General features: G+C 72.4%; 22 protein-coding genes and 1 pseudogene. 13 read left to right on the top strand and 10 right to left on the bottom strand.

All coding sequences use genetic code 11. From position 1 onward, the window contains the following. Window positions 1-80: 80 nt before the first annotated feature. The 3 genes from QK442_RS28650 to QK442_RS28640 all read left to right on the top strand — a co-directional run bounded on the left by QK442_RS28650 (window position 81) and on the right by QK442_RS28640 (window position 4680). A complete protein-coding gene (locus QK442_RS28650; protein ID WP_282697001.1) occupies window positions 81-1493 on the top strand; it encodes a class II fumarate hydratase in 1413 nt (470 codons plus the stop codon). Between the two features lie 145 nt (window positions 1494-1638). Beyond that, window positions 1639-2313, top strand: coding sequence for a DUF402 domain-containing protein (locus tag QK442_RS28645; protein ID WP_282696980.1), 675 nt, complete (start codon window positions 1639-1641; stop codon window positions 2311-2313). A gap of 438 nt (window positions 2314-2751) precedes the next feature. Continuing rightward, window positions 2752-4680, top strand: a complete 1929-nt coding sequence (locus QK442_RS28640) for a serine/threonine-protein phosphatase (protein WP_282696979.1) — start codon at window positions 2752-2754, stop codon at window positions 4678-4680. Window positions 4681-4745: 65 nt separating this feature from the next. Here QK442_RS28640 and QK442_RS28635 read toward each other — a convergent pair whose 3' ends face one another. Next, entirely contained in the window at window positions 4746-7025 is a 2280-nt protein-coding gene (locus QK442_RS28635) for a transglycosylase domain-containing protein (protein ID WP_282696978.1), read from the bottom strand. A 282-nt stretch (window positions 7026-7307) separates the two neighbouring features. Here QK442_RS28635 and QK442_RS28630 point away from each other — a divergent pair, with 282 nt between their 5' ends. From QK442_RS28630 to QK442_RS28620, 3 genes are read left to right on the top strand one after another with little or no spacing between them, the layout of a single operon-like run. Continuing rightward, on the top strand, window positions 7308-7832 hold the full coding sequence (locus QK442_RS28630) for a PadR family transcriptional regulator (protein ID WP_282696977.1): 525 nt from the start codon (window positions 7308-7310) through the stop codon (window positions 7830-7832). Beyond that, window positions 7829-8503 carry an ABC transporter ATP-binding protein gene (locus QK442_RS28625; RefSeq protein ID WP_282696976.1) on the top strand — a complete coding sequence of 225 codons (675 nt, stop codon included), beginning with the start codon at window positions 7829-7831 and terminating at the stop codon, window positions 8501-8503. Before QK442_RS28630 ends, QK442_RS28625 begins: the two co-directional genes overlap by 4 nt. After that, complete coding sequence (locus QK442_RS28620) at window positions 8500-10872, top strand: FtsX-like permease family protein (RefSeq protein WP_282696975.1); 2373 nt, start codon at window positions 8500-8502, stop codon at window positions 10870-10872. Before QK442_RS28625 ends, QK442_RS28620 begins: the two co-directional genes overlap by 4 nt. Before the next feature lie 54 nt (window positions 10873-10926). On the opposite strand, the gene QK442_RS28615 is transcribed toward QK442_RS28620, so the two are convergent. Further along, window positions 10927-11901, bottom strand: a complete 975-nt coding sequence (locus QK442_RS28615) for a hydrogen peroxide-inducible genes activator (RefSeq protein ID WP_282696974.1) — start codon at window positions 11899-11901, stop codon at window positions 10927-10929. Window positions 11902-12036: 135 nt separating this feature from the next. Between QK442_RS28615 and QK442_RS28610 the strand changes: the two genes are divergently transcribed. Beyond that, a complete protein-coding gene (locus QK442_RS28610) occupies window positions 12037-12591 on the top strand; it encodes a peroxiredoxin (protein WP_282696973.1) in 555 nt (184 codons plus the stop codon). 2 nt (window positions 12592-12593) lie between these two features. After that, complete coding sequence (locus QK442_RS28605) at window positions 12594-13127, top strand: alkyl hydroperoxide reductase (protein ID WP_282696972.1); 534 nt, start codon at window positions 12594-12596, stop codon at window positions 13125-13127. A 56-nt stretch (window positions 13128-13183) separates the two neighbouring features. Here QK442_RS28605 and QK442_RS28600 read toward each other — a convergent pair whose 3' ends face one another. The 5 genes from QK442_RS28600 to QK442_RS28580 form a co-directional block, all read right to left on the bottom strand. After that, window positions 13184-13861, bottom strand: a complete 678-nt coding sequence (locus QK442_RS28600; protein WP_282696971.1) for a hypothetical protein — start codon at window positions 13859-13861, stop codon at window positions 13184-13186. Next, window positions 13858-15246 carry an AI-2E family transporter gene (locus QK442_RS28595; protein WP_282696970.1) on the bottom strand — a complete coding sequence of 463 codons (1389 nt, stop codon included), beginning with the start codon at window positions 15244-15246 and terminating at the stop codon, window positions 13858-13860. The genes QK442_RS28600 and QK442_RS28595 overlap by 4 nt, the downstream gene beginning before the upstream one ends. A gap of 101 nt (window positions 15247-15347) precedes the next feature. Then, window positions 15348-16070: a transglycosylase SLT domain-containing protein gene (locus QK442_RS28590; RefSeq protein ID WP_282696969.1), complete on the bottom strand. Its 723-nt coding sequence runs from the start codon at window positions 16068-16070 to the stop codon at window positions 15348-15350. Window positions 16071-16482: 412 nt separating this feature from the next. Next, window positions 16483-17808 carry a PhoH family protein gene (locus QK442_RS28585; RefSeq protein WP_282696968.1) on the bottom strand — a complete coding sequence of 442 codons (1326 nt, stop codon included), beginning with the start codon at window positions 17806-17808 and terminating at the stop codon, window positions 16483-16485. Window positions 17809-18116: 308 nt separating this feature from the next. Next, the gene (locus tag QK442_RS28580; protein WP_282696967.1) at window positions 18117-18878 is read right to left on the bottom strand and encodes an isoprenyl transferase; all 762 of its coding nucleotides are present in this window, start codon (window positions 18876-18878) and stop codon (window positions 18117-18119) included. A gap of 129 nt (window positions 18879-19007) precedes the next feature. Between QK442_RS28580 and mgrA the strand changes: the two genes are divergently transcribed. Beyond that, window positions 19008-20045 carry an L-glyceraldehyde 3-phosphate reductase gene (gene mgrA / locus QK442_RS28575; RefSeq protein WP_282696966.1) on the top strand — a complete coding sequence of 346 codons (1038 nt, stop codon included), beginning with the start codon at window positions 19008-19010 and terminating at the stop codon, window positions 20043-20045. Window positions 20046-20362: 317 nt separating this feature from the next. On the opposite strand, the gene QK442_RS28570 is transcribed toward mgrA, so the two are convergent. Next, window positions 20363-21100 carry an A24 family peptidase gene (locus tag QK442_RS28570; RefSeq protein WP_282696965.1) on the bottom strand — a complete coding sequence of 246 codons (738 nt, stop codon included), beginning with the start codon at window positions 21098-21100 and terminating at the stop codon, window positions 20363-20365. Between the two features lie 30 nt (window positions 21101-21130). On the opposite strand from QK442_RS28570, the gene QK442_RS28565 reads away from it, so the two are divergent. Next, window positions 21131-21502: a DUF192 domain-containing protein gene (locus QK442_RS28565; RefSeq protein WP_282696964.1), complete on the top strand. Its 372-nt coding sequence runs from the start codon at window positions 21131-21133 to the stop codon at window positions 21500-21502. On the opposite strand, the gene QK442_RS28560 is transcribed toward QK442_RS28565, so the two are convergent. Then, window positions 21474-22574, bottom strand: coding sequence for a hypothetical protein (locus tag QK442_RS28560; protein WP_282696963.1), 1101 nt, complete (start codon window positions 22572-22574; stop codon window positions 21474-21476). The two genes, QK442_RS28565 and QK442_RS28560, sit on opposite strands and share 29 nt — an antisense overlap. 66 nt (window positions 22575-22640) lie before the next feature. Then, on the bottom strand, window positions 22641-22982 hold the full coding sequence (locus QK442_RS28555; RefSeq protein ID WP_282696962.1) for a hypothetical protein: 342 nt from the start codon (window positions 22980-22982) through the stop codon (window positions 22641-22643). Window positions 22983-23570: 588 nt separating this feature from the next. On the opposite strand from QK442_RS28555, the gene QK442_RS28550 reads away from it, so the two are divergent. The 3 genes and pseudogenes from QK442_RS28550 to QK442_RS28540 form a co-directional block, all read left to right on the top strand. Continuing rightward, window positions 23571-24071: a hypothetical protein gene (locus QK442_RS28550; protein ID WP_282696961.1), complete on the top strand. Its 501-nt coding sequence runs from the start codon at window positions 23571-23573 to the stop codon at window positions 24069-24071. A 103-nt stretch (window positions 24072-24174) separates the two neighbouring features. Continuing rightward, a complete protein-coding gene (locus QK442_RS28545) occupies window positions 24175-24468 on the top strand; it encodes a hypothetical protein (RefSeq protein ID WP_282696960.1) in 294 nt (97 codons plus the stop codon). Next, window positions 24465-24854, top strand: a pseudogene (locus QK442_RS28540) (PIN domain-containing protein); the annotation flags it as partial. The gene QK442_RS28545 and the pseudogene QK442_RS28540, both read left to right, overlap by 4 nt. Window positions 24855-24913: the final 59 nt, after the last annotated feature.

The raw sequence follows: 24913 nt of genomic DNA, 5'->3' as shown, positions 1-24913 counted from the left end.
CCTTGGGAATACATCGAACAAGACAAGTGCTCATCTTTTTCAGGAGGTTGTGAGTCATGAACGACGGAACGAACGACCGCATGAACGACGACACGGACGACACGGACGGCTACCGGACCGAGCACGACTCCATGGGCGAGGTGCGGGTTCCCGCGCACGCCAAGTGGCGGGCGCAGACCCAGCGGGCCGTGGAGAACTTCCCGGTCAGCGGGCAGCGCCTGGAGCGCGCCCACATCGAGGCGCTGGCCCGGATCAAGGCCGCCGCCGCCACGGTCAACGCCGGACTCGGGGTGATCGACCGGGACCGGGCGGAGGCGATCGCGGCCGCCGCCGAGGAGGTCGCGGAGGGCCGCTGGGACGAGCACTTCCCGGTCGACGTCTTCCAGACCGGCTCCGGAACCTCCTCGAACATGAACACCAACGAGGTCCTGGCCACCCTCGCGGGCGAACGGCTTCCGGCCGACCGGGCCGTCCACCCCAACGACCACGTCAACGCCTCGCAGTCGTCCAACGACGTCTTCCCCTCCTCCATCCACATCGCCGCCACCGCCGCCGTCACCCGCGACCTGATCCCGGCCCTCGACCACCTGGCCACCGCCCTGGAGCGGAAATCGGCCGAATTCGCGACGGTCGTGAAGTCCGGTCGTACGCATCTGATGGACGCCACCCCGGTCACCCTGGGCCAGGAGTTCGGCGGCTACGCGGCCCAGGTCAGGTACGGCGTCGAGCGGCTGCGCGCCTCCCTCCCCCGGCTCGCCGAACTCCCCCTCGGCGGCACCGCGGTGGGCACCGGCATCAACACCCCGCCCGGCTTCTCGGCCGCCGTCGTCGCCGAGCTCGCCCGCACCACCGGCCTGCCCTTCACCGAGGCCCGCGACCACTTCGAGGCCCAGGGCGCCCGCGACGCCCTGGTGGAGACCTCCGGTCAGCTCAGGACCATCGCCGTCTCCCTCACCAAGATCGCCAACGACCTGCGCTGGATGGCCAGCGGCCCCCGCACGGGACTGGCCGAGATCGACCTCCCCGACCTCCAGCCCGGCTCCTCGATCATGCCCGGCAAGGTCAACCCGGTGATCCCGGAGGCGGTCCTCATGGTCGCCGCCCAGGTCACCGGGAACGACACCACGGTCGCCGTGGCCGGCGCGGCCGGGAACTTCGAGCTCAACGTGATGCTCCCGGTGATGGCCAAGAACCTGCTGGAATCCGTACGGCTCCTGGCCAACGCCTCCCGGCTGCTCGCCGACCGCACGGTGGACGGCGTCACCGCCAACGTCGAGCGCGCCCGCGAGTACGCCGAGTCCTCCCCCTCCGTCGTCACCCCGCTGAACAAGTACATCGGCTACGAGGAGGCCGCCAAGGTCGCCAAGCGGTCCCTGGCCGAGCGGAAGACCATCCGGGAGGTCGTCCTGGAGTCCGGCTACGTGGACCGCGGCGACCTCACCCTCGAACAGCTCGACGAGGCCCTGGACGTCCTGCGCATGACCAGGCCGTGAAACCGTCCCCGTACGACCCGGGCCGCGCCCCCGTACCCCTACGCCCCCGGCCGTGACGCCGCCGTGAAGCCCGGCCGTCCTCTCACGTGACGCAAGCGTGACCCGTACCGCAGCGCCGGTGGGAGCGCGCCCCTAAAATCTGCGCATGACAGGAGCGGGCGGTTCGGACGACATCCAGCGCTGGGCGCCGGGGGAGCACATCCTCTGGCGCTACCGGGGCATCGGCACCGACGAGGTGCACATCTGCCGGCCGGTGACGGTCGTCCACGACACGCCCGATCTGCTCGCCGTGTGGATGGCGCCCGGCACCGAGTGCGTCCGGCCCGTCCTCGCCGACGGCACCCCCGTCCACGACGAGCCGCTCGCCACCCGCTACACCGCGCCCCGCACCACCGAGCACGCCCGCTGGGCGGGCAGCGGGGTGCTCAAGCTCGCCCGGCCAGGCGACCCTTGGTCGGTCTGGCTCTTCTGGGAGCGCGGCTGGCGCTTCCGGAGCTGGTACGTGAACCTGGAGGAGCCGCGCCGCCGCTGGGCCGGCGGCGTCGACTCCGAGGACCACTTCCTCGACATCTCCGTCTATCCCGACCGCAGCTGGCTCTGGCGGGACGAGGACGAGTTCGCCCAGGCCCAGCGGGCCGGGCTGATGAGCGCCGAGCGGGCCGAGCGGGTGCGGGCCGCCGGGGCGGCGGCGGTGGAGCTGGTCGGGGCCTGGGGGTCGCCCTTCCGGGACGGCTGGGAGGAGTGGCGACCCGATCCCGCGTGGACCGTTCCCGTCCTGCCGGCGGACTGGGACCGCACTCCGGTGCACACGGCGCCATGAGACCCTTGATGCGCCCCCGGGGTCCAAACGTAGGATCGTCCTCCGCACGGCCGAAACCGGGCACGCACGACGTCACCGACCGAACGCAGCACAGCAACTGACCACACGTCACCGCACGTCATCGATGAGGGGGAGAGCAGTGCCGGAGCTGTGCCCGGGTGGCGCGCCCCCTGCCCCTGCCGCCGCCCGCGGATCGTCCGCGTACATCGTCTCCCCGGGGTCCGCCCCCGTGAGGAACCCGGGGAACCCGAGCAACCCGGGGTTCGTCCCGGGGAAGAACGCCGGGCGCGCCCCCGGGGAGAACTCGGGGCGCGCCCCCGGGGAGAACTCGGGGTTCGTCCCCGTGGCGAACTCGGGGTTTATACCCGCGGAGGACGCGGCATCGGCGAGAAGAGCGAGTGCATCGCACCACCGGCCCGGACGGACGGAATCCCACGCGTGACGGAGCAGCCCACCTCCCACGAAGGCCGGCAGCCGCTGGCCGACCGGCCCCAGGAACAGACGCGCCCTCGCCAGGAGGCCGCGCCCGTCGGCCTGCCCTCCGACATCCCCGCCCAGCCCGCGGCCCCGGCGCAGCCGGTCCCGCCGGCGGAGGCCGCCGGGCCGGGTGCTCCGGCGGTCGCCGTCGCCGTCTCGCCGAAGCCCTCGGGCGGGGACGGCGGCGGGCAGGCCGGGCGGCGCGAGGGCGACCGGCTGCGGTTCGTCGGCGCCGCGACCCGGCGGGTCGCGCGCGGCCTCGACCTGGACGAGATCGTGCTCGGCCTGTGCCGCGCCACCGTGCCGGCCTTCTCCGACGAGATCCTGGTCTACCTGCGCGATCCCCTGCCGGTGGGCGACGAGCGGCCGGTGGCGCCGTTCGTGCTGCGGCTGCGGCGCACCGACCGGCTGCGGTTAACGCCCGACGTGGAGGGCGACGAGCTCGTCCTCGTACCCGATCCCGACCCGACCCCGGCCGCCGAGCTGTGCGAGGTGCGCTCCGGCAGCGCGCTCGCCGAGGTGCTCCGCGGGGTCCGGCCGGTCTTCGGCGACTCCGCCGCCGCCCTGACCGCGCTCGCCGAACTCCTCGGCCCCGACCATCCGCTGCCGCACGGACCGCGGGCCATACTGGCGCCGCTGCGCGGCCGGCGCCGGGTGATCGGCGCCGCCGTCCTCCTGCGCCGCGCCGAACAGCCCGCGTTCGAGCCGGACGACCTGCTCGTCGGCGCCCAACTGGCCACCCACACCGCGCTCGGCATCGACAAGGCGGTACTGTACGGCCGCGAGGCGTACATCGCCGACGAGCTCCAGCGCACGATGCTGCCGGACTCGCTGCCGCAGCCGACCGGCGTCAAGCTCGCCTCCCGCTACCTGCCGGCGGCGGAGACGGCCCGGGTGGGCGGCGACTGGTACGACGCGATCCCGCTGCCCGGCAGCCGGGTCGCCCTGGTCGTCGGCGACGTCATGGGCCACTCCATGACCTCGGCCGCGATCATGGGCCAGCTGCGCACCACCGCGCAGACCCTGGCCGGGCTCGACCTGCCGCCGCAGGAGGTGCTGCACCACCTCGACGAGCAGGCGCAGCGGCTCGGCGAGAACCGGATGGCGACCTGTCTGTACGCGGTCTACGACCCGGTCTCGCACCGGATCACGGTCGCCAACGCGGGCCATCCGCCGCCGATACTGCTCCACCGCGACGGGCACGCCGAGGTGCTGCGGGTGCCTGCGGGCGCCCCGATCGGCGTCGGCGGCGTGGACTTCGAGGCGGTCGAGCTGGACGCCCCGGCGGGCGCGACGCTGCTGCTGTACACGGACGGTCTGGTGGAGTCCCGGCTGCGGGACGTGTGGACCGGCATCGAGCAGCTGCGGGAGCGGCTCACGGCGGCGGCCCGGCTGACCGGCCCCGACCACGCGCCGCCCCTTGAGGCGCTCTGCGACGACGTGCTCGACATGCTGGGGCCCGGCGACCGGGACGACGACATCGCGCTGCTCGCGGCCCGGTTCGACGGGATCGCGCCGAGCGACGTGGCGTACTGGTTCCTGGAGCCGGAGGACGCGGCCCCGGGCCGGGCCCGCAGGCTCGCGCGGCGGGCGCTCGCCCGCTGGGACCTGGAGGAGCTGACGGACTCCGTCGAGCTGCTGGTCAGCGAGGTGGTGACGAACGCGGTGCGGTACGCGGAACGGCCGGTGACGCTGCGGCTGTTGCGCACCGACGTGCTGCGCTGCGAGGTCGGCGACGACTCCCCGCAGCTGCCCCGGCAGCGGCGGGCGCGGGAGACGGACGAGGGCGGGCGCGGCCTGTTCCTGGTGAACCGGCTGGCACGGCGGTGGGGCGCGACCCGGCTGTCCGGCGGCAAGGTCGTCTGGTTCGAGCTGGCGACGCGGCTCTGATCCCTGTACCGACGGCGAAGGCCGGTCCCCTTCCCGGGGACCGGCCTTCTTCGGCTGTGCGGGCGTCAGCGGGGCTGCTGAGTGCTGGTGCCGCCCTCGTCGCCGCCGCTTCCGCCGCTGCCGCCCCCGCTCCCGCCGCCGGGGAGTCCGATGTCCGGCGGCTGGATCGTCGCCGTGTTGGTGGGTTCCCGGGTGGGTTCCTCGGTCGGCGGCGGCGGGACGGTGGTGGTGTCCTGGGTGGGCATCGGCGGGGTCGTGGCCGTCGAGGTGGGCGGGGGAGGCGGGATGGTGCCGGTGGTGGCCGGCGGGGTCGTGGGCGTCTCCGTCGGCTCCTCGCTGGGCTCCTCGCTCGGCGTCGGGCTGCTGCTGGTCCCGGTCGGCTCGGCGCCGCCGCCACCGCTGCCGCCCTCGACCTCCAGGTCGAACTCGGCGTCGGAGCCGCCGTTCAGGGCGCGCTCGGTGTAGGCGCCCCAGATCTTGGCGGGGACGCGGCCGCCGTTGGCGCGGCCGGGGTTGATCGCGTTGGTGAGGGTGACCTGCTGGGCGATCTTGCCGGAGGTGTCCTCGCCGAACAGGGCGACGGCGGTGACCAGTTCGGGGGTGTAGCCGACGAACCAGGCGGACCGGTTGTTCTCGGAGGTGCCGGTCTTGCCCGCGGCCTGGTAGTCGCCGGCGGCGCGGAAGCCGGAGCCGTTGCGGACGACGCCCATCATGGCCTTGGTGACGGTGTCGGCGGCCTCGCGGCTGATGACCTGCTCGCCAGTCTGCTTGACGGTGTCGACCTGGCGGTCGCGGTGCTCGGCGGCCTTGACGAGGGTCGGGGTGACCTTCTTGCCGTGGTTGTCGAGGGTGGCGTAGGCGCCGGCCATGTCGAGGGTGGAGGCGCCCATGGTGCCGAGCGACATGGCGGGGGTGGTGCCGAAGTCCTGGCCGTCCTTCATGCCGAGGGCGAGGGCGGTCTTCTTGACCTTGGCGGGGCCGACGTCGACGATCATCTGGGCGTAGACCGAGTTGATCGAGCTGTTGGTGGCCCGCTGGACGGTGACGGGGCCGTACGAGCGGTTGTCCTCGTTCTCCGGGGCGAAGGGGATCTCGCTGCCGACGACCTTCCGCTTGCTGGTGCCGTCGTAGACGGTGTTCAGGCCGATCTCGCGGCCGTCCTGGGTCGTCGCCATGTTGTCGACGGCGGAGGCGAGGACGATCGGCTTGAAGGTGGAGGCGGGCTGGAAGTCGCGCCGGGTGGCGTTGGACATCCAGTGCTCGGTGGCGCCGATGCCGCCGTACATCGCGACGACGGCACCGGTCTTCGGGTCGACGGAGGTGGCGCCGGCCTGGACGGTGGCGGCCTTCCTGTCGCCCTTGCGGTCGATCTTGTCCTCGAGCTGCTCGTCGACGGCGGCGACGAGGTCCTTCTGCTTCTGCTCGTCGATGGTGAGCGTGATGGTCCAGCCGCCGGCCTTGATGTCCTCCTCGCTGACGCCCTGGCGCATCAGCTCCTGGTTCGCCGCCTCGACGATGTAGCCGGTCTGCCCCTCCATGCCGGGGAGCGGCTTGGGGGCCCGCGGGACGGGGAACTTCATGCCGGCGCGCTCGGAGGCGGGGAGCCAGCCCTCCTCGACCATGTTGTCGAGGACGTAGTTCCAGCGCTCCTCGACGAGCTTGCGTCCGGTGGCGTTGGCGGAGGTCCAGTCGTACTGGTTGGGGGCCTGGAGCAGCGAGGCGAGGTAGGCGCCCTGGGCGGTGGTGAGCCTGGAGGCGTCGGTGCCGTAGTACGAGCGGGCGGCGGCCTGGATGCCGTAGGCGGAGCGGCCGTAGTAGCTGGTGTTCATGTACCCGGCGAGGATCTCGGACTTGGACATCTGCTGGTCGACCTTGACCGCGATGACCATCTCCTTGAGCTTGCGGGTGGCCGTCTGGTCCTGGCTCAGGTAGAAGTTCTTGACGTACTGCTGGGTGATGGTGGAACCGCCCTGCTTGCCCTTGCCGGTGAGGGTGTTCCAGGCGGCTCGGGTGGTGCCCTTGATGTCGACGCCGTTGTCCTTGTAGAAGGTCTTGTTCTCGGCGGCGACGAAGGCCCGCTGGACGGGGAGGGGGATCTTCTCCAGGCCCACGATCTCGCGGTTGATCTCGCCGGTGCGGGCGAGGATCTTGCCGTTGGCGTACTTGTAGATGTTGCTCTGCATGGTCGCCTCGGCGTTGGCCGTGGGCACGGGGACCATGACGTAGACGGCGTAGAGGCCGCCCATGCCGAGCAGGCAGACCACGAAGAAGGTGCCCAGGAGCTTCTTCCAGGTGAAGAGGCGGCGTATGCCCCGTTTCTTCGCCTTGGTGTCCGGTCGGCCCATGTGTCGTGTCGCTCCGCTCGTCGTCGTGTCCCGTCGTCCCCTGCCCGGCGCGGCATGGCGTGGCATGCCGCCGGATCAGCTCGGCAAGCCAGCTAACACCGCCAGGGCGGACAAAGGACAACCGATCACGTCTTTTCAGGACGTGAGAATCAGCACCCACCCCCAGGGGAACCGACGCACGAGCGGAGGTGATGGTTGCGTGAAGGACCGGTTCCGTTTTCGTGCGCGTCCACACCCTGCGGCTATACAGCGTGCGTATACACCCCGTGTACAGTGACGCCCATGTCCATCGGTCACACCCTTCTCGGCCTCCTCGAAGCGGGCCCGCGCCACGGCTACGACCTCAAGCGCGCCTTCGACGAGCGCTTCGGTCACGACCGGCCGCTCCACTACGGCCAGGTCTACTCGACGATGTCCCGCCTCCTGAAGAACGGCCTCGTCGTCGTCGAGGGCATCGAGCCCGGCGACGGCCCCGAGCGCAAGCGGTACGCGATCACCGAGGCCGGCGTCACCGACGTCGCCCGCTGGCTCGCGACCCCCGAGAAGCCGGAGCCGTACCTCCAGTCCACGCTCTACACCAAGGTCGTCCTCGCCCTGCTGACCGGCCGCGGGGCCGCCGAACTGCTCGACACCCAGCGCGCCGAGCACCTGCGCCTGATGCGCGAGCTCACCCGCCGCAAGAAGGACGGCGACCTCGCCGACCAGCTCATCTGCGACCACGCCCTCTTCCACCTGGAGGCCGACCTGCGCTGGCTCGAACTGACCGCCGCCCGCCTCGACGCGCTCGCCGAGGAGGTCCGCCGATGACCCTCCTCCGAGCCACCGGACTGACCAAGTCGTACGGCCCCACCCCGGCGCTCGCCGGCGCGGACTTCGCCCTCCGCGCCGGCGAGGTCGTCGCCGTCATGGGCCCCTCCGGCTCCGGCAAGTCCACCCTGCTGCACTGCCTCGCCGGGATCGTCCGCCCCGACGCGGGCTCGATCGTCTACGACGGGCGCGACCTCACCGCCCTCTCCGACACCGCCCGCAGCGCCCTGCGCCGTACCGACTTCGGCTTCGTCTTCCAGTTCGGCCAGCTCGTCCCCGAACTGACCTGCGCGGAGAACGTGGCCCTGCCGCTCCGGCTCAACGGCGAGAAGCGGAAGGCCGCAGAGGCGCGGGCCGTCGAATGGCTCGCCCGCCTGGAGGTCGACGACACCGCGGGCAAGCGTCCCGGTGAGATATCCGGCGGCCAGGGCCAGCGCGTCGCCGTGGCCCGCGCCCTCGTCACCGCCCCGCGCGTGATCTTCGCCGACGAACCGACCGGCGCCCTCGACTCCCTCAACGGCGAGCGCGTGATGCGGCTGCTCACCGACGCCTCCCGCGACACCGGCGCCGCCGTCGTCCTCGTCACCCACGAGGCCCGCGTCGCCGCGTACTCCGACCGCGAGGTCGTCGTCAGGGACGGCACGGTCCGGTCCACGGAGTGGGCGGCATGAGCCCCGCCACCTGGGCCCGCGACCTGGCGCTCGGCGCCCGCTTCGCCCTCGCCGGCGGCCGCTCGGGCCTGCTCCGTACGCTGCTCACCGCGGCGGGCGTCGGCTTCGGCGTGGCGCTGCTGCTGCTCGCCGCGTCCTTCCCGAACATGCTCTTCCAGCGGGAGGTGCGGGAGTCGGTCCGCGCCGTCGACGGCAGCGAACAGGTCACCTCGCCCCGCCCCGACTCCTTCCTCCACCTCGGGCAGACCACCGTCTACCGCGACGACGTGATCAGCGGACTGCTGCTGCGCCCCGAGGGCGACGCACCCCCGGTCCCGCCGGGCGCGGCCGCGTTCCCCGAGCTCGGCGGGATGCTGGTCTCCCCCGCCCTCGGCGAACTGCTCGACTCCCCCGAGGGCGCCCTCCTCAGGGAACGGCTGCCCTACAAGGTCGTCGGGACGATCGGCGAGGCCGGACTCATCGGCCCGGCCGAGCTGCGGTACGTCGCCCACGTCGACTTCCTCGACGCGGAGAACCTCGACGGGCGCGGCACCCGCTACGGCTGGTCGGTGCCAGAGGAGCCGATGAACGCCTTCCTGACCCTCCTCGTCGTCGTCGCCTGCGTCGTCCTGCTGCTCCCGGTGCTCGTCTTCGTCGCGACCGCCGCCCGGTTCGGCGGCGAGCAGCGCGACCGGCGGCTCGCGGCGCTCCGGCTGATCGGCGCGGACAACGCCACGACCCGGCGGATCGCGGCCGGCGAGTCCCTCGCGGGCGCGCTGCTCGGCCTTCTGGCGGGCCTCGGACTCTTCGCGGTGGCCCGGCAGTTCGCCGGGACGTTCACCATCTGGGACGTCAACGCCTACCCGGGTGACGTCGTGCCGATGCCCGCGCTCGCCGCGCTCGTCCTCGCCGTGGTCCCGGTCGCCTCCGTCGTGGTGACGCTCTTCGCGCTACGCGGGGTGGCGATCGAGCCGCTCGGCGTCGTCCGGACCTCCACCCCGCGCCGCCGCCGGCTGTGGTGGCGGCTGCTGCTCCTCGCCGCGGGCGCGGCCGTCCTCGTCCTGCGTACGGGCGACGTCCAGGTCACCGAGACCGGCATCGACACCGTGGGCGTCGTCGCCGGCACCACGCTGGCCCTGATCGGCCTCACCACGCTCCTGCCCTGGCTCGTCGAGGCAGGGGTGAAGCGGCTGCACGCCGGTCCCGTGGCCTGGCAGCTCGCGGTCCGCAGGCTCCAGCTGAGCTCCGGCGCGGCGGCCCGCGCGGTCAGCGGCATCGTCGTCGCGGCCACCGGGGCGATCGCGCTCCAGATGCTCTTCCAGGCGATGGAGAACGACTTCACCCTCTCCACGGGCCAGGACACCTCCCGCGCCCAGATCGCGATCGGCTTCGACGCCGGGACCTCGGCCGAGGCCCGCGGGATGATCGACCGCGTCACCGGGACCGAGGGCGTCACCGGCGCGATCGGCACCGTCGAGTCGCACGTGTGGCGGCCGGGACCGCTGAAGGCGGGCGAGGAGTTCGCCCCGATGACCTCGCTCAGGGTCGGCGACTGCGCCTCCCTCGGGGAGTACGCCGTGCTCCCCTCCTGCAAGGACGGCGACGTCTTCGTCTTCCTCGCGCACGGCGCCCAGGGCACCCCCGACGACTCCCACGTCACCCGGACCGCCCGCCCCGGCGCCACGGTCGCCCTGGGCGACCCGCACCCCCACCCGAGCGCGCCGAAGCGCCCCGCCGGGACCCCGCTGCCGCAGTGGCGCATCCCCGACACCGCCCGGATCGTCGACTCCCGCCCGGCCCCGACGGGCATGTACGAGTACGGCGTGCTCGCCACCCCGTCGGCGCTCGACACCGCCCTGCTCGACGAGCCCGACGCGCAGGTCATGGTCCGCCTCGACCCGGCGGTGCCGGACGCCGCCGACCTCGTACGGAACACGGCGGCGGCCATCGACCCGACGTCCTGGGTCCGCACCCTGAAGGACACCGAGCGCGACGCGGCGTTCTCCAGCGTCCGCACCGGCATCCTCGTCGGTTCCACCCTGACGATGCTCCTGGTGGCGGCCTCGCTCCTGGTCTCGACCCTGGAGCAACTGCGGGACCGCAAGCGGCTGCTGTCCTCGCTCGTCGCCTTCGGTACCCGGCGCTCGACCCTGAGCTGGTCGGTGCTGTGGCAGACGGCGGTCCCGATCCTCCTCGGCCTCGCCCTCGCCGTGGCGGGCGGCCTCGGCCTCGGCGTCGTCCTGCTGGGCCTCGGCGGCCTGCCGGTCACCGACTGGTGGGCCTTCCTGCCCGTCGTCGGCGTCGGCCTCGGCCTGATCGCCGCGGTGACGCTGCTCAGCCTGCCGCCGCTGTGGCGGCTGATGCGCGCGGACGGGCTGCGCACGGAGTAACCCGCCGAGCAGATGTACGAGACACGGGGCGCGGGTTCCTGACACCGGGGGGTTTCAGGAGCCCGCGCCCAGCACCCGTACCGGCAGCTCCGCCAGCTCCTCCCGCAGCGCCTCCGCCAGCTCCTCGAACTCGGACTGCCGGGCGGCCCCGGAGCGCAGGGCGAGAGCGATCCGGCGGGTGGGCGCGGGGTCGGCGAAGGCGCCGGTCCACAGGGCGGGGTTGCGGGCGGTCTCGACGGTGACGGCGGTGCGCGGGAGCAGCGTCACGCCGAGCCCGCCGGCCACCAGCTGCACCAGGGTGGCGAGCCCTGCGGCGGTGGTGGTGACCTCGGGCCCGTCGACCCGCCCGGCCTCGCGGCAGACGTCGAGGGCCTGGTCGCGCAGGCAGTGCCCCTCGTCGAGGAGGAGCAGCCGCTGCTCCTTCAGCACCTCGCGCGGGATGCCGTCCCGGCCGGCCAGCGGATGGTCCTGCGGGGCGACGAGCACGAAGTCCTCGTCGAAGAGCGGGAGTTCGGTGACGCCGGGGACGCCGAGGGGGACGGCGAGCAGCAGCAGGTCGAGCCGGCCCGCGGCCAGCCCCTCCAGGAGGGTGGCGGTCTGCTCCTCGTGGACCTGGAGGTCGAGCTCGGGGTAGCGGCGGTGGACGAGCCGGAGCACGTCGGGGAGGAGGTAGGGGGCGACGGTGGGGATGACCCCGAGCCGCAGCACCCCGGTGAAGGGCGCCTGGGCGCCCTCCGCCTCGTCCATCAGCTCGGCGACGGCGTCGAGGACGGCCCGGGCGCGCACCGCGAGCCGCTCCCCGGCGGGCGAGAGCAGCACCTTCCGGGTGGTCCGCTCCAGGAGCTGGACACCGAGTGCCTCTTCGAGTGCCGAAACCGCGCCCGAGAGCGCGGGCTGGCTCATTCCGATGGCCGCCGCCGCGTCGCGGAAGTGCAGGTGCTCGGCGACCGCCGCGAAGGCCCTGAGCTGGGAGAGACTGGGCTGCTTGGCGCGCTGGGGAGGGTGCGGGGTGCCGTACGGGGATGCCACTGATAACCACCTTCGATCAACGCGGTCCACTCTAGCTATTTCACTGATCAATGCACCCCGTGCCAGGATGTGAGACGTCCAACCCCTCGTGGAAGTCCCCCAAAAAGGGATCCTTCCGTCCTGCAAGGAGAGCGCGTGCTCACTGTCGGTGACCAGTTCCCCACCTACGACCTGACCGCCTGCGTGTCGCTGGAGAGCGGCAAGGAGTTCGAGCAGATCGACCACAAGTCCTACGAGGGCAAGTGGCGCGTGGTGTTCTTCTGGCCGAAGGACTTCACCTTCGTCTGCCCGACCGAGATCGCCGCGTTCGGCAAGCTGAACGACGAGTTCGCCGACCGCGACGCCCAGATCCTCGGTGTCTCCGGCGACTCCGAGTTCGTCCACCACGCCTGGCGCAAGGACCACGCCGACCTGCGTGACCTGCCCTTCCCGATGCTCGCCGACTCGAAGCACGAGCTCATGCGCGACTGCGGCGTCGAGGGCGAGGACGGCTTCGCCCAGCGTGCCGTCTTCATCGTGGACCCGAACAACGAGATCCAGTTCACCATGGTGACCGCGGGCTCCGTCGGCCGTAACCCGAAGGAGGTCCTGCGGGTCCTCGACGCCCTGCAGACCGACGAGCTGTGCCCCTGCAACTGGAACAAGGGCGAGGACACCCTCGACGCCGGCAAGCTCCTGGCCGGTGAGTGAGCATGGCCCTCGATGAGCTCAAGTCCGCGATACCGGACTTCGCCAAGGACCTGAAGCTGAACCTCGGTTCGGTCATCGGCAACAGCGACCTGCCGCAGCAGCAGCTGTGGGGCACCGTCCTGGCCTGCGCGATCGCCTCGCGCTCGCCGAAGGTGCTGAAGGAGCTGGAGCCCGAGGCCCAGGCGAACCTGAAGCCCGAGGCGTACCAGGCCGCCAAGTCCGCCGCCGCCGTCATGGCGATGAACAACGTCTTCTACCGGACCCGGCACCTGCTGTCGGACCCCGAGTACGGGACGATGCGGGCCGGCCTGCGGATGAACGTCATCGGCAACCCGGGTGTCGAGAAGGTCGACTTCGAGCTCTGGTCGCTGGCCGTCTCCGCGATCAACGGCTGCGGCCAGTGCCTGGACTCGCACGAGCAGGTCCTGCGCAAGGCGGGCGTCGACCGCGAGACCATCCAGGAGGCGTTCAAGATCGCCGCGGTGATCCAGGCGGTCGCCGTCACCCTGGACGCGGAGGCCGTCCTCGCCGAGTAGGCGGAGCCGTACGCGCACGAGAAGGGCCCCGGGGCACGCGCCCCGGGGCCCTTCCGTCACTTCTTGAGCGCCTCCATGAGCGCCAGCACGTCCTGGGCGATGGGGACGTCGATGCCGGAGAGGTCGGCCGACGGGGGCGGCTCGACCGGGTTGCCCTCGTCGTCGATCGAGTAGTTCCGGTAGATGTTCAGCTCGATCTCGGCCTGGCCGTCGAGGACCCGCAGCTGCCCGCCCTCGCCGCCGCTGTCGTCGAAGAGGGCCTGCTCCCCGAGTCCGCCGATCTCCGTGACGAGGCCGTAGTCCTTCGCCCGGGCCTTGAACTCGGGTCCCGGGTCCGTCACCTTGTGCAGGGTGTACCTGAGGGAGACGTGGTACCCGCTGTCCCCCGGGCCGAAGGAGATGTCGCAGCCCGTGGAGTACAGGACCGGGTCGTCCATCCCGGCCTCCTCTCCACCGCTGTCCCCCCGCTCGCCGAGGACCGTCGTGAGCGCCTTCAGCTGCGCGAGCTCGCAGAGGGCCACCGGCGTCTTGTACCCGCCCAGGTCCGGGCTCTCCTCCTTCTTCAGCCCGTACGCGTACAGCCCGCCGCCCCACACCGCCGAGGCGAGCACCGCCCCGCCGAGCGCCCACAGCCAGGGCCGGCGGCTCCGCGGCGGGCGCGGGCCGCGCTCCTCCGTGAGCACCTCGGTGGTGTCGAAGGGGGTGCCGCCCTCCAGCTCGGGCTCCGATATCACTTCGGTTCCTTTCGGTCCGGCGAGCCGGGTGCCGGGGTCGGTGCCACCGCGAAGGCGGTCGCGCCGCGCGGTTCGGGGCTGGTCAGGAGTGCCGGTTCGTGGCTCCACGCCCTGAGGTAGCCGACCACGGTGTTGGCGACGGCGACCAGCGGGACGGCGACGACGGCACCGCCGATGCCCGCGGTCAGACCGCCGGCGGCGACCGCGAGGACCACGGCCAGCGGATGGACGCGGACGGCCCGGCCGAGGATGAACGGCTGGAGGACGTGGCCCTCGATCTGCTGCACGGCGAGGACCACCACGAGCACCATCAGCGCGGTGAACACGCCGTTGGTGACGAGCGCGACGAGGACGGCGAGGGCTCCGGAGATGACGGCGCCGACGAGCGGGATGAAGGCGAAGAGGAAGATGAAGACGGCGAGCGGGACCGCCATCGGCACGTCGAGGAAGTAGAGGCCGAGGCCGATGAAGACGGCGTCGATGAGGGCGACCAGGACGGTGCCGCGCACATAGGCGGTGAGGGTGCGCCAGGCGCGCGGTCCGGCGCCGGCGACGCCGGGCCGGGCCTGCGCCGGGACGAGCTTGAGCGTCCACTCCCAGACCTTCTTCCCGTCGTAGAGCAGGAAGAGGGTGCAGAACATGGCGAGCAGTATCCCCGTCATGGTCTCGACGATCACGGTCACGCCCTGGAGTCCGGCGGAGGTGATCTCCTCGGCGTTGGCGCCGATGGTGTCGCTGAGGTTCTTGGCGATGTCGTTGATCTGCCGCTCGGTGACGTGGAAGGGGCTGTCGAGGAGCCAGCGCTTGAGCTCCTCGATGCCGTCCCTGATCCGGTCGGTGAGGGTGTCGATGTTGTCCATCACCTGCCAGACCACGAACCAGCCGACCAGGCCCATGACGACGAAGCCGGAGATGGCGGTGATGGCGGTGGCCAGTCCGCGCGGCATGCCCTTGGAGCGGAGCCAGGCGACGGTCGGCTGGAGCAGCGCGGTCACCAGGAGGGCGGCGACGAAGGCGAGGACGACGAGCTGGACGGAGCTGATGACCCGCATCAGCACCCAGACCGTGCCGGCGAGCACGAGCAGCCGCCAGCCGGCCTCGGCGGCGACCCGCATGCCCCAGGGGATGGCGGAGACCGGGTCGGGGCGGGCGGGGACGGTACGGTCCTCGGCGACGGCGACCGCCGCGACGGCCGGGTCCGGGGCCGGTTCGGCGACCGGTTCCGCCGCCGTCGAGGCGGGCTCCGGAGCGGGTGCCGGCGGCGGCTCGTACGGCGGTCCGGTCACCCCCAGCCGCTCGGCCTCGGCGCGCCGGGCGTCCAGCTCGGCCCCGACGCGGCTGATGCCCGCGCCCAGCCGGCGCAGCCATCCTGGCAGTCTCGACATCTCGTCCTTCTTCCCCCCGTCATGGTCCCTGGCAACCTACACGCAGGAAGCCCCGCACCGTAGGACGGTGCGGGGCTTCCCGAGGTTGAGCACGCGCCGGTCTAGTACCAGCGGTTGGCCTGCCAGAACGTCCAGGCGCCGCAGGGGCTGCCGTAGCGGCCGTTCATGTAGCTGAGGCCCCATTTGATCTGGGTGGCGGGGTTGGTCTGCCAGTCCGCGCCGGCCGAGGACATCTTGGAGCCGGGCAGCGCCTGGACGAGGCCGTAGGCGCCGGAGGACGGGTTCATCGCCCGGTAGTTCCAGCCGGACTCGTGGTCCACGATGTTGCTGAAGCACTGGAACTGCGAGGCCGGGATCATCTGGCGGGCGATCGCCTTGACCTCGGAGACGGAGTACGAGCTCTGGGCGGCGAAGCTCGACGCGCTGCGGACGGCGTCGCGGCTGGCGCGCTCGGCCCGCTCGCGGGCCTCCCGCTCCTCGCGCTCCTTCTTCTCCTGCTCGGCCTTCTCGTCGGCGGCCTTCTTCTTCGCCTCGGCGTCCGCCGCGGCCTTGAGGCGGGCGGCCTCCTCGGCGCTCCTGCGCGCGGTGGCGTCCGCGGCGGCGGCCTGGACGTCGGCCTGCTCCGAGAGGGAGGCGACCTGTACCTGGGCCTGCGCGCCGGCGGGGATGTCCGCGAGCAGCGTGCTGTCGTTCGCGGCGGCCTCGAAGTTGTCGTCCGAGGTGGCCTGGGCGGCGTTGCCCGTGGCAACGCCTACGACGGCGCCGACGGTGGTGACCGCGGTGGCAGACGCCACCGCGAATCCCCGGACCGAGATCCGGCTCACACGGTTTCCTTCCAGCATCGCCCGCATCGGTGACCACGCGGGCGAAATCGTGCCCCTGGCGCTGGTCTTCGTCGTACCGGGTCACAGAAGACACGGGCCCGTGGTGCTGTGGGCGGCGGACGGCGGCGAGTGTGGAGTTGTGCGGTGCTGGGGTGTGCGCCTTCGAATCGGTCGAGGGTGCACGGGTGCCGTACGCGGGGCCTGACGGAAGCAAGACTTTGCCGGACGCGGACACCGCAAGGCAATTCCGCGTTGCGTGTGAAAGCTCACACCCCGGTGGACGCAGGTGTTTTGGCGTATGTCGGAGACATGGGGGCGCCGCCCGACTAAGCTCCTCCGCTTCGCCGGGCGGCGCCAACTCCCGTACGGGAGCCAATAGGTACGAATCGGGCGGCTGCCCCTCCGAGGGGCGCTACAGGTGGCCGTCCTCCAGCATCTCCGTCACCAGGGCGGCGATCTGGGACCGCTCGGAGCGGGTCAGGGTGACGTGGGCGAAGAGCGGATGCCCCTTCAGCTTCTCGACCACGGCGACGACTCCGTCGTACCGCCCCACCCGCAGGTTGTCCCGCTGGGCGACGTCATGGGTGAGAACCACCCGCGAATTCGCCCCGATGCGGGACAGAACGGTCAGCAGGACGTTCCGCTCCAGGGACTGGGCCTCGTCGACGATGACGAAGGCGTCGTGGAGGGAGCGGCCCCGGATGTGGGTGAGCGGAAGGACCTCCAGCATCCCCCGGGAGAGCACCTCCTCGATCACCTCGCGCCCGGCGACCGACGAGAGCGTGTCGAAGACCGCCTGCGCCCAGGGGCTCATCTTCTCCGACTCGCTGCCCGGCAGATAGCCGAGGTCCTGCCCGCCGACCGCGTACAGCGGACGGAAGACCATCACCTTCTGGTGCTGACGCCGCTCCAGGACCGCCTCCAGGCCCGCGCAGAGCGCGAGCGCCGACTTGCCGGTGCCGGCCCGGCCGCCCATCGAGATGATGCCGACGTCCGGGTCGAGGAGCAGGTCGAGCGCGATCCGCTGCTCGGCGCTGCGGCCCCGGATCCCGAAGGCCTCCCGGTCGCCGCGGACCAGCCGTACGTTCCCGTCGGTGCCGACCCGGCCGAGCGCCTTGCCGCGCTCCGACTGGAGCACCAGACCGGTGTGCACGGGCAGCCCGGCGGCCTCCGGCACGTACAGCCGCTCCTCCTCGTAGAGCAGGTCGACCTGCTCACCGGAGAGGGCGAGCTCGGACATGCCGGTCCAGCCGTCGGTGCCCGTGATGGCCAGTTCGGCCCGGTACTCCTCGGCGAGCAGGCCCACCGAGGACGCCTTGATGCGCAGCGGCAGGTCCTTGGAGACCACCGTGACGTCGTACCCCTCCGCCTGGAGGTTGCGCGCGACGGCGAGGATCCGGGAGTCGTTGTCGCCGAGCCGGTAGCCGGCCGGCAGGACGCCGGGGTCGGAGTGGTTGAGCTCGACCCGCAGGGTGCCGCCGAGGTCGCCGACGGGCAGGGGGGCGTCCAGACGTCCGTACCGGACCCGGAAGTCGTCCAGGAGGCGCAGGGCCTGCCGGGCGAAGTAGCCGAGCTCGGGGTGGTGCCTCTTCGCCTCCAGCTCGGTCACCACCACGATGGGGAGCACGACCTCGTGCTCCTCGAAGCGGGACATCGCCTTGGGGTCGGCGAGCAGGACGCTGGTGTCGAGAACATAGGTGCGCCGGTCGGAAAGGCGGCGCTTCGTGCTGGTCACCACGGAAGGACAGACCCCCTCTGAAGACCCGTATGAGGCCGGGGTGCGACGGAAGAACCGGTGTCGCGGCGGAATGGGACCGGGAACGGACCGCCCTGCACAGGCCGAACACCGGCCCTCCGCTTCTCCCGCGCGTCTCCCGCACGGTCGTCCTGGTGCAAGGGGCCTCCCGGGTGGCGGTCTCCGTGCCGCTCACTTCACCAGGCTTATGCCCTCGAACACTCCTGACCATGCCACGGCATATGACGGCGTGTTCGTGAACGCCCGGTGACTCCCCGGGGTCTGCTGTGCCGGCGGGGCCGGCGGGGGCCTCAGGTGCCGTAGCGGCGGTGCCGGGCGGCGTAGTCGCGCAGCGCCCGCAGGAAGTCGACCTTGCGGAAGGCCGGCCAGTGGACCTCGCAGAAGTAGTACTCGGAGTGCGCGCTCTGCCACAGCATGAAACCGGACAGGCGCTGCTCGCCGCTGGTGCGGATCACCAGGTCCGGGTCGGGCTGCCCGCGCGTGTACAGGTGCTCCGAGATGAGGTCGATGGAGACGGTCTCGGCCAGCTCCTCGAAGCTGGTGCCGCGCTCGGCGTGGTCCAGGAGGAGCGAGCGGACCGCGTCGGCGATCTCCTGCCGGCCGCCGTAGCCGACGGCGACGTTGACCAGTATCCCCGTGTTGGTACGGGTGCCCTCCTCGGCCTCCTTCAGGACCAGCTGCGTCCGGGCGGGCAGCAGGTCCATGGTGCCGACGTGGTGGACCCGCCAGCGCCCGTCGGAGGCCAGCGCCTTCACCGCGTCCTCGATGATCGCGAGCAGCGGGACGAGCTGCTCCTCGGGACGGTTCAGGTTGTCCGTGGAGAGCATCCAGAGCGTGACGACCTCGACGTCGGTCTCGGCGCACCAGCCGAGCAGCTCCTGGATCTTGTCCGCGCCCGCCTTGTGTCCCTGCTCGGGGGTCCCGCCGGACGCCTTGGCCCAGCGACGGTTGCCGTCGAGGATGACACCGATGTGCTTGGGCACCTGGTCGTGGTCGAGACGGCCTTCCACCCGGCGCGCGTAGAGCCCGTACACCAGGTCGCGCAGGTTCACTGTTCTTTACCCCTCCATGGGCGGGCGGTTCGCAGGCCGCCACACTACTGCGCACGGATGAAGGGTCCCAGACCGGGACCGTCACAACTCCGTACGGCAGTGTCACAAGTCCGTGATAAGCAGAGATACGTGACTGATTCCCCCCTGTACCGCGCCGCCGCGGAGCGCTACGACTCCATGGAGTACCGCCGCTCGGGCCGCAGCGGCCTCAAGCTTCCCGCCATCTCCCTCGGCCTCTGGCACAACTTCGGCGACGACCGCGCGCTCGACTCCCAGCGGGCGATCCTGCGCCGCGCCTTCGACCTCGGCGTCACCCACTTCGACCTGGCGAACAACTACGGCCCGCCGCCCGGCTCGGCCGAGCTGAACTTCGGCAAGATCTTCGCCCAGGACTTCGCGCCCTACCGGGACGAGCTGATCGTCTCGACGAAGGCCGGCTATCTGATGCACCCCGGCCCGTACGGCGAGTGGGGCTCCCGCAAGTACCTGATGTCCTCGCTCGACGCCTCCCTGAAGCGGATGGGCCTCGACCACGTCGACATCTTCTACTCGCACCGCTTCGACCCGCACACCCCCCTGGAGGAGACCATGGGGGCGCTCGCCTCCGCGGTCCAGCAGGGCAAGGCGCTGTACGTCGGCGTCTCCTCGTACAACAGCGAGCAGACCGCCGAGGCGGCGCGGATCCTGACCGGGATGGGCGTCCGGCCGCTGATCCACCAGCCCTCCTACTCCATGATCAACCGCTGGACGGAGGAGGACGCGCTGCTCGACACCCTGGAGACGGCCGGCATGGGCTGCATCTCCTTCGTGCCGCTGGCCCAGGGCCTGCTCACCAACAAGTACCTGGAGGGCGTCCCGGCGGGCTCCCGCGCCACCCAGGGCAAGTCCCTCGACCCGAACCTCCTCTCCGAGGAGGTGCTGCGCCGCCTGCGCGGCCTCGCGGACATCGCCGAGCGGCGCGGCCAGTCGCTGGCCCAGCTGGCGCTGACGTGGGTGCTGCGGGACCCGCGGATGACCTCGGCCCTGATCGGCGCGTCGAGCGTGGCCCAGCTGGAGGAGAACGTGGCGGCGCTGGCCGCCGCCCCGCTGACGGAGGCGGAGCTGAAGGAGATCGACTCCTTCGCCGTCGACACGGCGGGGACGAACATCTGGGCCGGGCGGGGCTGAGCCCGGTCCCCGGCACGGGAAAGAGCGGGGAACGGGTGGGAAACGGGTGGGAAAAGAAAACGGGCCGGTCCGTGGGGGGGGATACGGACCGGCCCGAGGGGGGGTTTCCACCATAACCCTTCGTTAGTCGTGCTGCGCGCCACGTGGGCCGGACGAAGAGACCGGATTTCCCCGGATCCCAAGCGCCGCAAGGGCTCCGAGCTCCTGTGGCGGGTTTGCGCCCCGGCGTGGCGGCGGACTTCCGTCCCTCCCACGGGGGACCGCCCGGCACCGGAGCCGTATTGACGCCCGGTTCGACGCCCGGTTCGACGCCCGCTTCAGGGGAGGGCGGTGAAGGCACCGAAGGCGAGGCCCAGAAGGGCGCCGGCCAGCATGAAGGGGCCGAAGGGGATCGCGGAGGAGCGGGCCGCGCGGCCGAGCAGGACGCGCCCGAAGCCGTACCCCGCGCCGAGCAGGAAGCCCAGGAAGGCGCCGGTGAAGAGCACGCCCCAGCCGTACCAGCCGAGGGCGGCGCCCAGCGGCAGCGCCAGCTTCACGTCCCCGAAGCCCAGCCCCTGCGGGCTGATCAGGTGCAGGACGAGGTAGCCGCCGCCGAGCGCGAGGGCCCCGAGCAGGGCGTGGGTCCAGGACCCGGCGTCGTACGGGAGGAGCTCGGCGGCACCGAGCAGCAGCGGCACGGCGAGCGCGAGCGGCAGGGTCAGTCCGTCCGGCAGCCGCTGCACGCGGGCGTCGACGCAGGCGAGCAGCACGCCGAAGGGCGCGGCGAGCAGCCACACCGCGAGCTCCGGCCGCGGCCCGCCGGTGGCGGCGGCCAGCAGCGCGCAGACCAGCGCCGTCAGCACCGGCGCGGCCAGCGGCACCGGAGTCGTGGCGCACGCGTCCCGCCCCGGCCCGCCGAGCCACCCGCGCGCGGGCCCGGCGAGCGGATGCCCGGCCGGACAGCGCTCCCGCCACGGCTCCTCGGGCTCCACGGAGAGCCGGTACGCGGCCCGCGGCACGAGCAGCCCGGCGGCGGCTCCCCAGAGGGCGGCGAGGACGATCAGCGAGGCGTACACGGCCCCGACCTTAGGTCTAAGGTCGGGGCCATGGGGCGGAGTCGGCGGGACGGGACGGGGCTGTTGGTGGTGCCGGAGGACGCGACGGTCCCGTTGGAGATCGCGGCCTCGTACCGGGCGCGGCGGCGCGGCCTGCTCGGCCGGGACGGGATCGCGGGAGCGATGCTCCTCACCCCGGCGAACAGCGTGCACACCTTCGGCATGCGCTTCCCGATCGACGTGGCCTACCTGGACCGGGGCCTCAGGGTCCTGGCGGTGGTCACCATGCGCCCGGGCCGGCTCGGCATGCTCCGCCCCCGCGCCCGGCACGTCCTGGAGGCGGAGGCGGGCGCGATGGCGGGGTGGGGGGTGCGGCCGGGGGCGCGGGTGACGGTCACGGCGGACCCGGCCCGAGGAGGGTGAGGGCCCCGTACACGGCGGAGGCCGGGGCGAGGGCGGCGAGCACGGTGACGGCGGTGCCGGTACGGAACCGGGCGAGCGCGGCGGCGGGCGGCAGCAGCAGCCCGAAGGCGGGCATCATCAGCCGCGGCCGGGAGCCGAAGTACGCGGCGCCGACGAGCGACACCACGACGACCCCGACGGTATAGAGGAGCAGCGGCAGCGGCTGGCGCTGCCGGACGCACAGCACGACCAGCCACGCCAGGAGCGCGAGGGCCGCGCACAGGCCGAGCGCCGCCGCCCAGGGCAGGGAGGCGATGAAACGGGCGAGGGCGAGCCCGCCGTCGACGGAGTTGCCCCACGCGGCCTGGACGTCGAAGTAGGCGGTGGGGCTCGATTCGCGGACGCCGACGTACGCGACGTACCCGAGCCAGCCGAGCGGCGCGAGCAGCACCCCGGCGACGGTCCGCCAGGGCAGCCGCCGCTCCCGGACGAGGGCGACGAGCGCGGTGACCCCGAGGGCGGCGATCAGCGCGACGGCGGTGGGCCGGGTGAGCCCGGCGAGCACGCAGAGGAGCCCGGCGAGGATCCAGCGGCCGCGCAGCACCGCGTACAGCGACCAGGCGGCGAACGCGGTGAACAGGGTCTCCGTGTACGCCATCGACTGCACGAACGCGGTCGGATACACCCCCCACAGCACGGCCAGCAAGATCCCCGCGCGCGCCGAGAGGACGTGCTCGCCGCACCGGAAGATCCCCCAGGCGGCGGCGAGGGAGGCGGTCCAGGAGACCAGCAGCCCGGCGCCGCCCGCGTCGAGCGGCAGGACGGCGGACAGTCCCCGCTCCAGGCCGGGCAGGAGCGGAAAGAACGCCAGGTCGGAGTGGACGTCCCCGTTCGGGAGGGTGACCTGGTACCCGTACCCGTCCTCGGCGATCCGCGCGTACCAGACCGAGTCCCAGCGTCCGCTCAGCCGGTGGAACCCGTCCTTGCCGGTCGCGGCGGCGGCGACGGCGAGGGCGGCGAGGCCGAGGAGCCGGGTGGCGGCGTAACCGCCGAGGGCGAGGAGGAGCGGGGAACGGCTGGTCGGCGGGGACATGCGCCCGATTATCCGGGGCCGCCGATCACCCCTGGAGGCGGGAAGTCCGGAGGCGGGAAGTGAGGCTCAGCCCAGGGGCCTCATACGCCCGAACTTCGCGGCCATGACGGGACCGAGCTGCTGGACGATCCCGTGACCGGGCTCGTGCGGGGACGGAAGATCACCGAGGAAGGAGGTGACGATCACCTCGTCGACGGCGGCGTCACCGAGGCGGCTCCGCTCCTCCAGGAAGTCGAGGGTGCGGCGCCAGTCGGCCTCCTCGCCCTCCGCCAGGAAGGAGCGGACGACCCCCTGGACGACGTCCCAGAAGAAGACGTGCGGCAGGACCCCGCCCTGCCGGAAGACATGGCTCTCGTAGGCGCCCCGGAAGGCGGGGACGTGGAGGAGGAGGTCATGGACGAGCTGCACGCCCGACGCTGGTGTGGAGGGACTGTTCTGAGGACTGATGTGCTGCATCGGCGGCCCTGCCCCGGAGCGTTGTGGTGTTTCGGTCCAGAATGCTCCTCCCCCGGTTCTCTGTCCCGACACTTTTACGCTTCCCTGGGGACAACTTTCAGCTGGTTTTCCACAGGGGGTGCGAAGTGTCGCTCTTCCGTGGATCGTTGCGCGTATGTACGAGCTGCTGATCCTCGCTTGGGGCGGGGTGCTCCTGACGGCCTGGGCGCCGGCGGCGGACCGGCCGCCGGGCCGGCTCACCGCGCGGCTGCGGCGGGACGGCCGGCAGCGGATCCGCCGGGGTGCGTGGGCGGTGCCGGGCAAGGAGACGGACTGGCGGGTCCGGAAGACCGCGCTCCAACTGCTGCGCCCCGGCCGGGTCTGCAGCCACGGTACGGCGGCGCGGCTGCACCGGATCGAGGTCCTGACGGGGATACGGGTGCCCTCCGGATCCAGGGCCTCGCTCCCGCCGGAGGACGTCTGCCTGCGCCGGGGCCTGCGGACGACGACGGCCGCGCGGACGGTCGCCGACCTGATACGGGCCTCCGGGAGGAGGCGGTGGTGGTCGCGGACTCGGCGCCGTCCCGCCGGGTGGTCGGTGGCGTACGAAGGGAACCGCCGGTCCGGTACGGGGAGTTGGCCTCGCAGTTGGCGGTACGGCGTCCGGGTGCGCCGCGCGCCCGGTCCTGGCTCCCGCCTGCGGACCCGGCGGCGGGCTCGCCGGCGGAGACGGTGGCCCGCCTGCGGATGGCCGGCGCGGCCCTCTCCCCCGAGTGCCGGCCACCCCTGCGCACCCCCGGCGGCCACCTCCTCCACCCGGACTTCCCCTTCCGGGCCGCGGGCCTGGCGGTGGAGGTCGAGGGCTGCGCGTACCACGGCACGCGCCGGGCGCACGAGCGGGACCTCGCCCCCTTCAACGCGCTCCGGTCCTGCCCGGAGGTCCGCCGGATGCCGCGCTTCACGGCCCGCGGGGTCTTCGCGCACCCCGAGCGGATGACGGCGGAGATCCGGACGGCGCTCGGGGAACTCGGAGAGCCCGGCGCCCCGACCTCCGTCGGCTGAACTCCTGTACTCGGGGCCTCCGGGGTGCCCCCTCCGCCGGCGGGCGGTGGCCGGGCGCCGCGGAGCACCAGCGGGTCAGTAGGTCACGTAAGACACTTTCCTCATGGACAAGCCTCGCCCCGGCAAGACCCGAGTCACCAGCGTCTCCCTGCGCGCCGAGACCCTGGAGGCGATCCGCGCACGCGCCGGCAGACAAGGCGTCTCCTCCTATATCGAGGAAGCCGTCCAGCGGCAGCTCCAGCGCGAGGCCATCGACGAGTACATCGCCGCCGCGGAGGCGGAGCACGGACCGGTCGACCCCGCCGAGGTGTCGGACAGGGCCGAGCGCATCCGCGCCCACCACGCCGCCCACCGCGCCGCTCACCGTGGTGAGTCCGCTCCGGCGGACGCCGCATGAGCGGAACTCTCGTTCTCGACGGCGAGGCCCTCTCCAAGCTCTCCCGTCGGCACCGCGACATGACCGTATGGCTGGACGTCGCCCGCAGACCGGATCTGCTCGTCGTGACGAGCGCCGCGACGCTGGTGGAGGCACGCGACCCGAAGGTGCCGCAGGCGGCGTTCGACCAGGCCGTCTCCCTGGCCAAGGTGCGCCCCGTCACGGAGGAGATCGCACGTGCGGCGAGCAGACTGCTCGCCGAGGAAGGTCTGCACGGCCACAAGTACGCCGTCGACGCGATGCTCGCGGCCACGGCTCACGCGGAGCACGGCGACGTCACCGTCCTCACGGGCGACACGGACGCCCTGCGCCGACTGTGCCGGCCTCGCATCGCCGTCGAACTGATCCAGGGCCTGTCTCGTCCAGGGCCTGTATCGAAGCCGGATGTGAGCTTGTGCCAAGATCG

Origin of the sequence: Streptomyces sp. CC208A (assembly GCF_030010625.1) — a bacterium.
Taxonomy (GTDB): domain Bacteria; phylum Actinomycetota; class Actinomycetes; order Streptomycetales; family Streptomycetaceae; genus Streptomyces.
This window is presented reverse-complemented; position numbering and strand designations above follow the sequence as displayed.

Coding starts and splice junctions, on each gene's coding strand:
- QK442_RS28565 (WP_282696964.1), top strand. CDS start 21,131: ATGGGGCGGAGTCGGCGGGACGGGACGGGGCTGTTGGTGGTGCCGGAG.
- QK442_RS28560 (WP_282696963.1), bottom strand. CDS start 22,574: ATGTCCCCGCCGACCAGCCGTTCCCCGCTCCTCCTCGCCCTCGGCGGT.
- QK442_RS28650 (WP_282697001.1), top strand. CDS start 81: ATGAACGACGACACGGACGACACGGACGGCTACCGGACCGAGCACGAC.
- QK442_RS28620 (WP_282696975.1), top strand. CDS start 8,500: ATGAGCCCCGCCACCTGGGCCCGCGACCTGGCGCTCGGCGCCCGCTTC.
- QK442_RS28605 (WP_282696972.1), top strand. CDS start 12,594: ATGGCCCTCGATGAGCTCAAGTCCGCGATACCGGACTTCGCCAAGGAC.
- QK442_RS28635 (WP_282696978.1), bottom strand. CDS start 7,025: ATGGGCCGACCGGACACCAAGGCGAAGAAACGGGGCATACGCCGCCTC.
- QK442_RS28595 (WP_282696970.1), bottom strand. CDS start 15,246: ATGTCGAGACTGCCAGGATGGCTGCGCCGGCTGGGCGCGGGCATCAGC.
- QK442_RS28625 (WP_282696976.1), top strand. CDS start 7,829: ATGACCCTCCTCCGAGCCACCGGACTGACCAAGTCGTACGGCCCCACC.
- QK442_RS28545 (WP_282696960.1), top strand. CDS start 24,175: ATGGACAAGCCTCGCCCCGGCAAGACCCGAGTCACCAGCGTCTCCCTG.
- QK442_RS28630 (WP_282696977.1), top strand. CDS start 7,308: ATGTCCATCGGTCACACCCTTCTCGGCCTCCTCGAAGCGGGCCCGCGC.
- QK442_RS28645 (WP_282696980.1), top strand. CDS start 1,639: ATGACAGGAGCGGGCGGTTCGGACGACATCCAGCGCTGGGCGCCGGGG.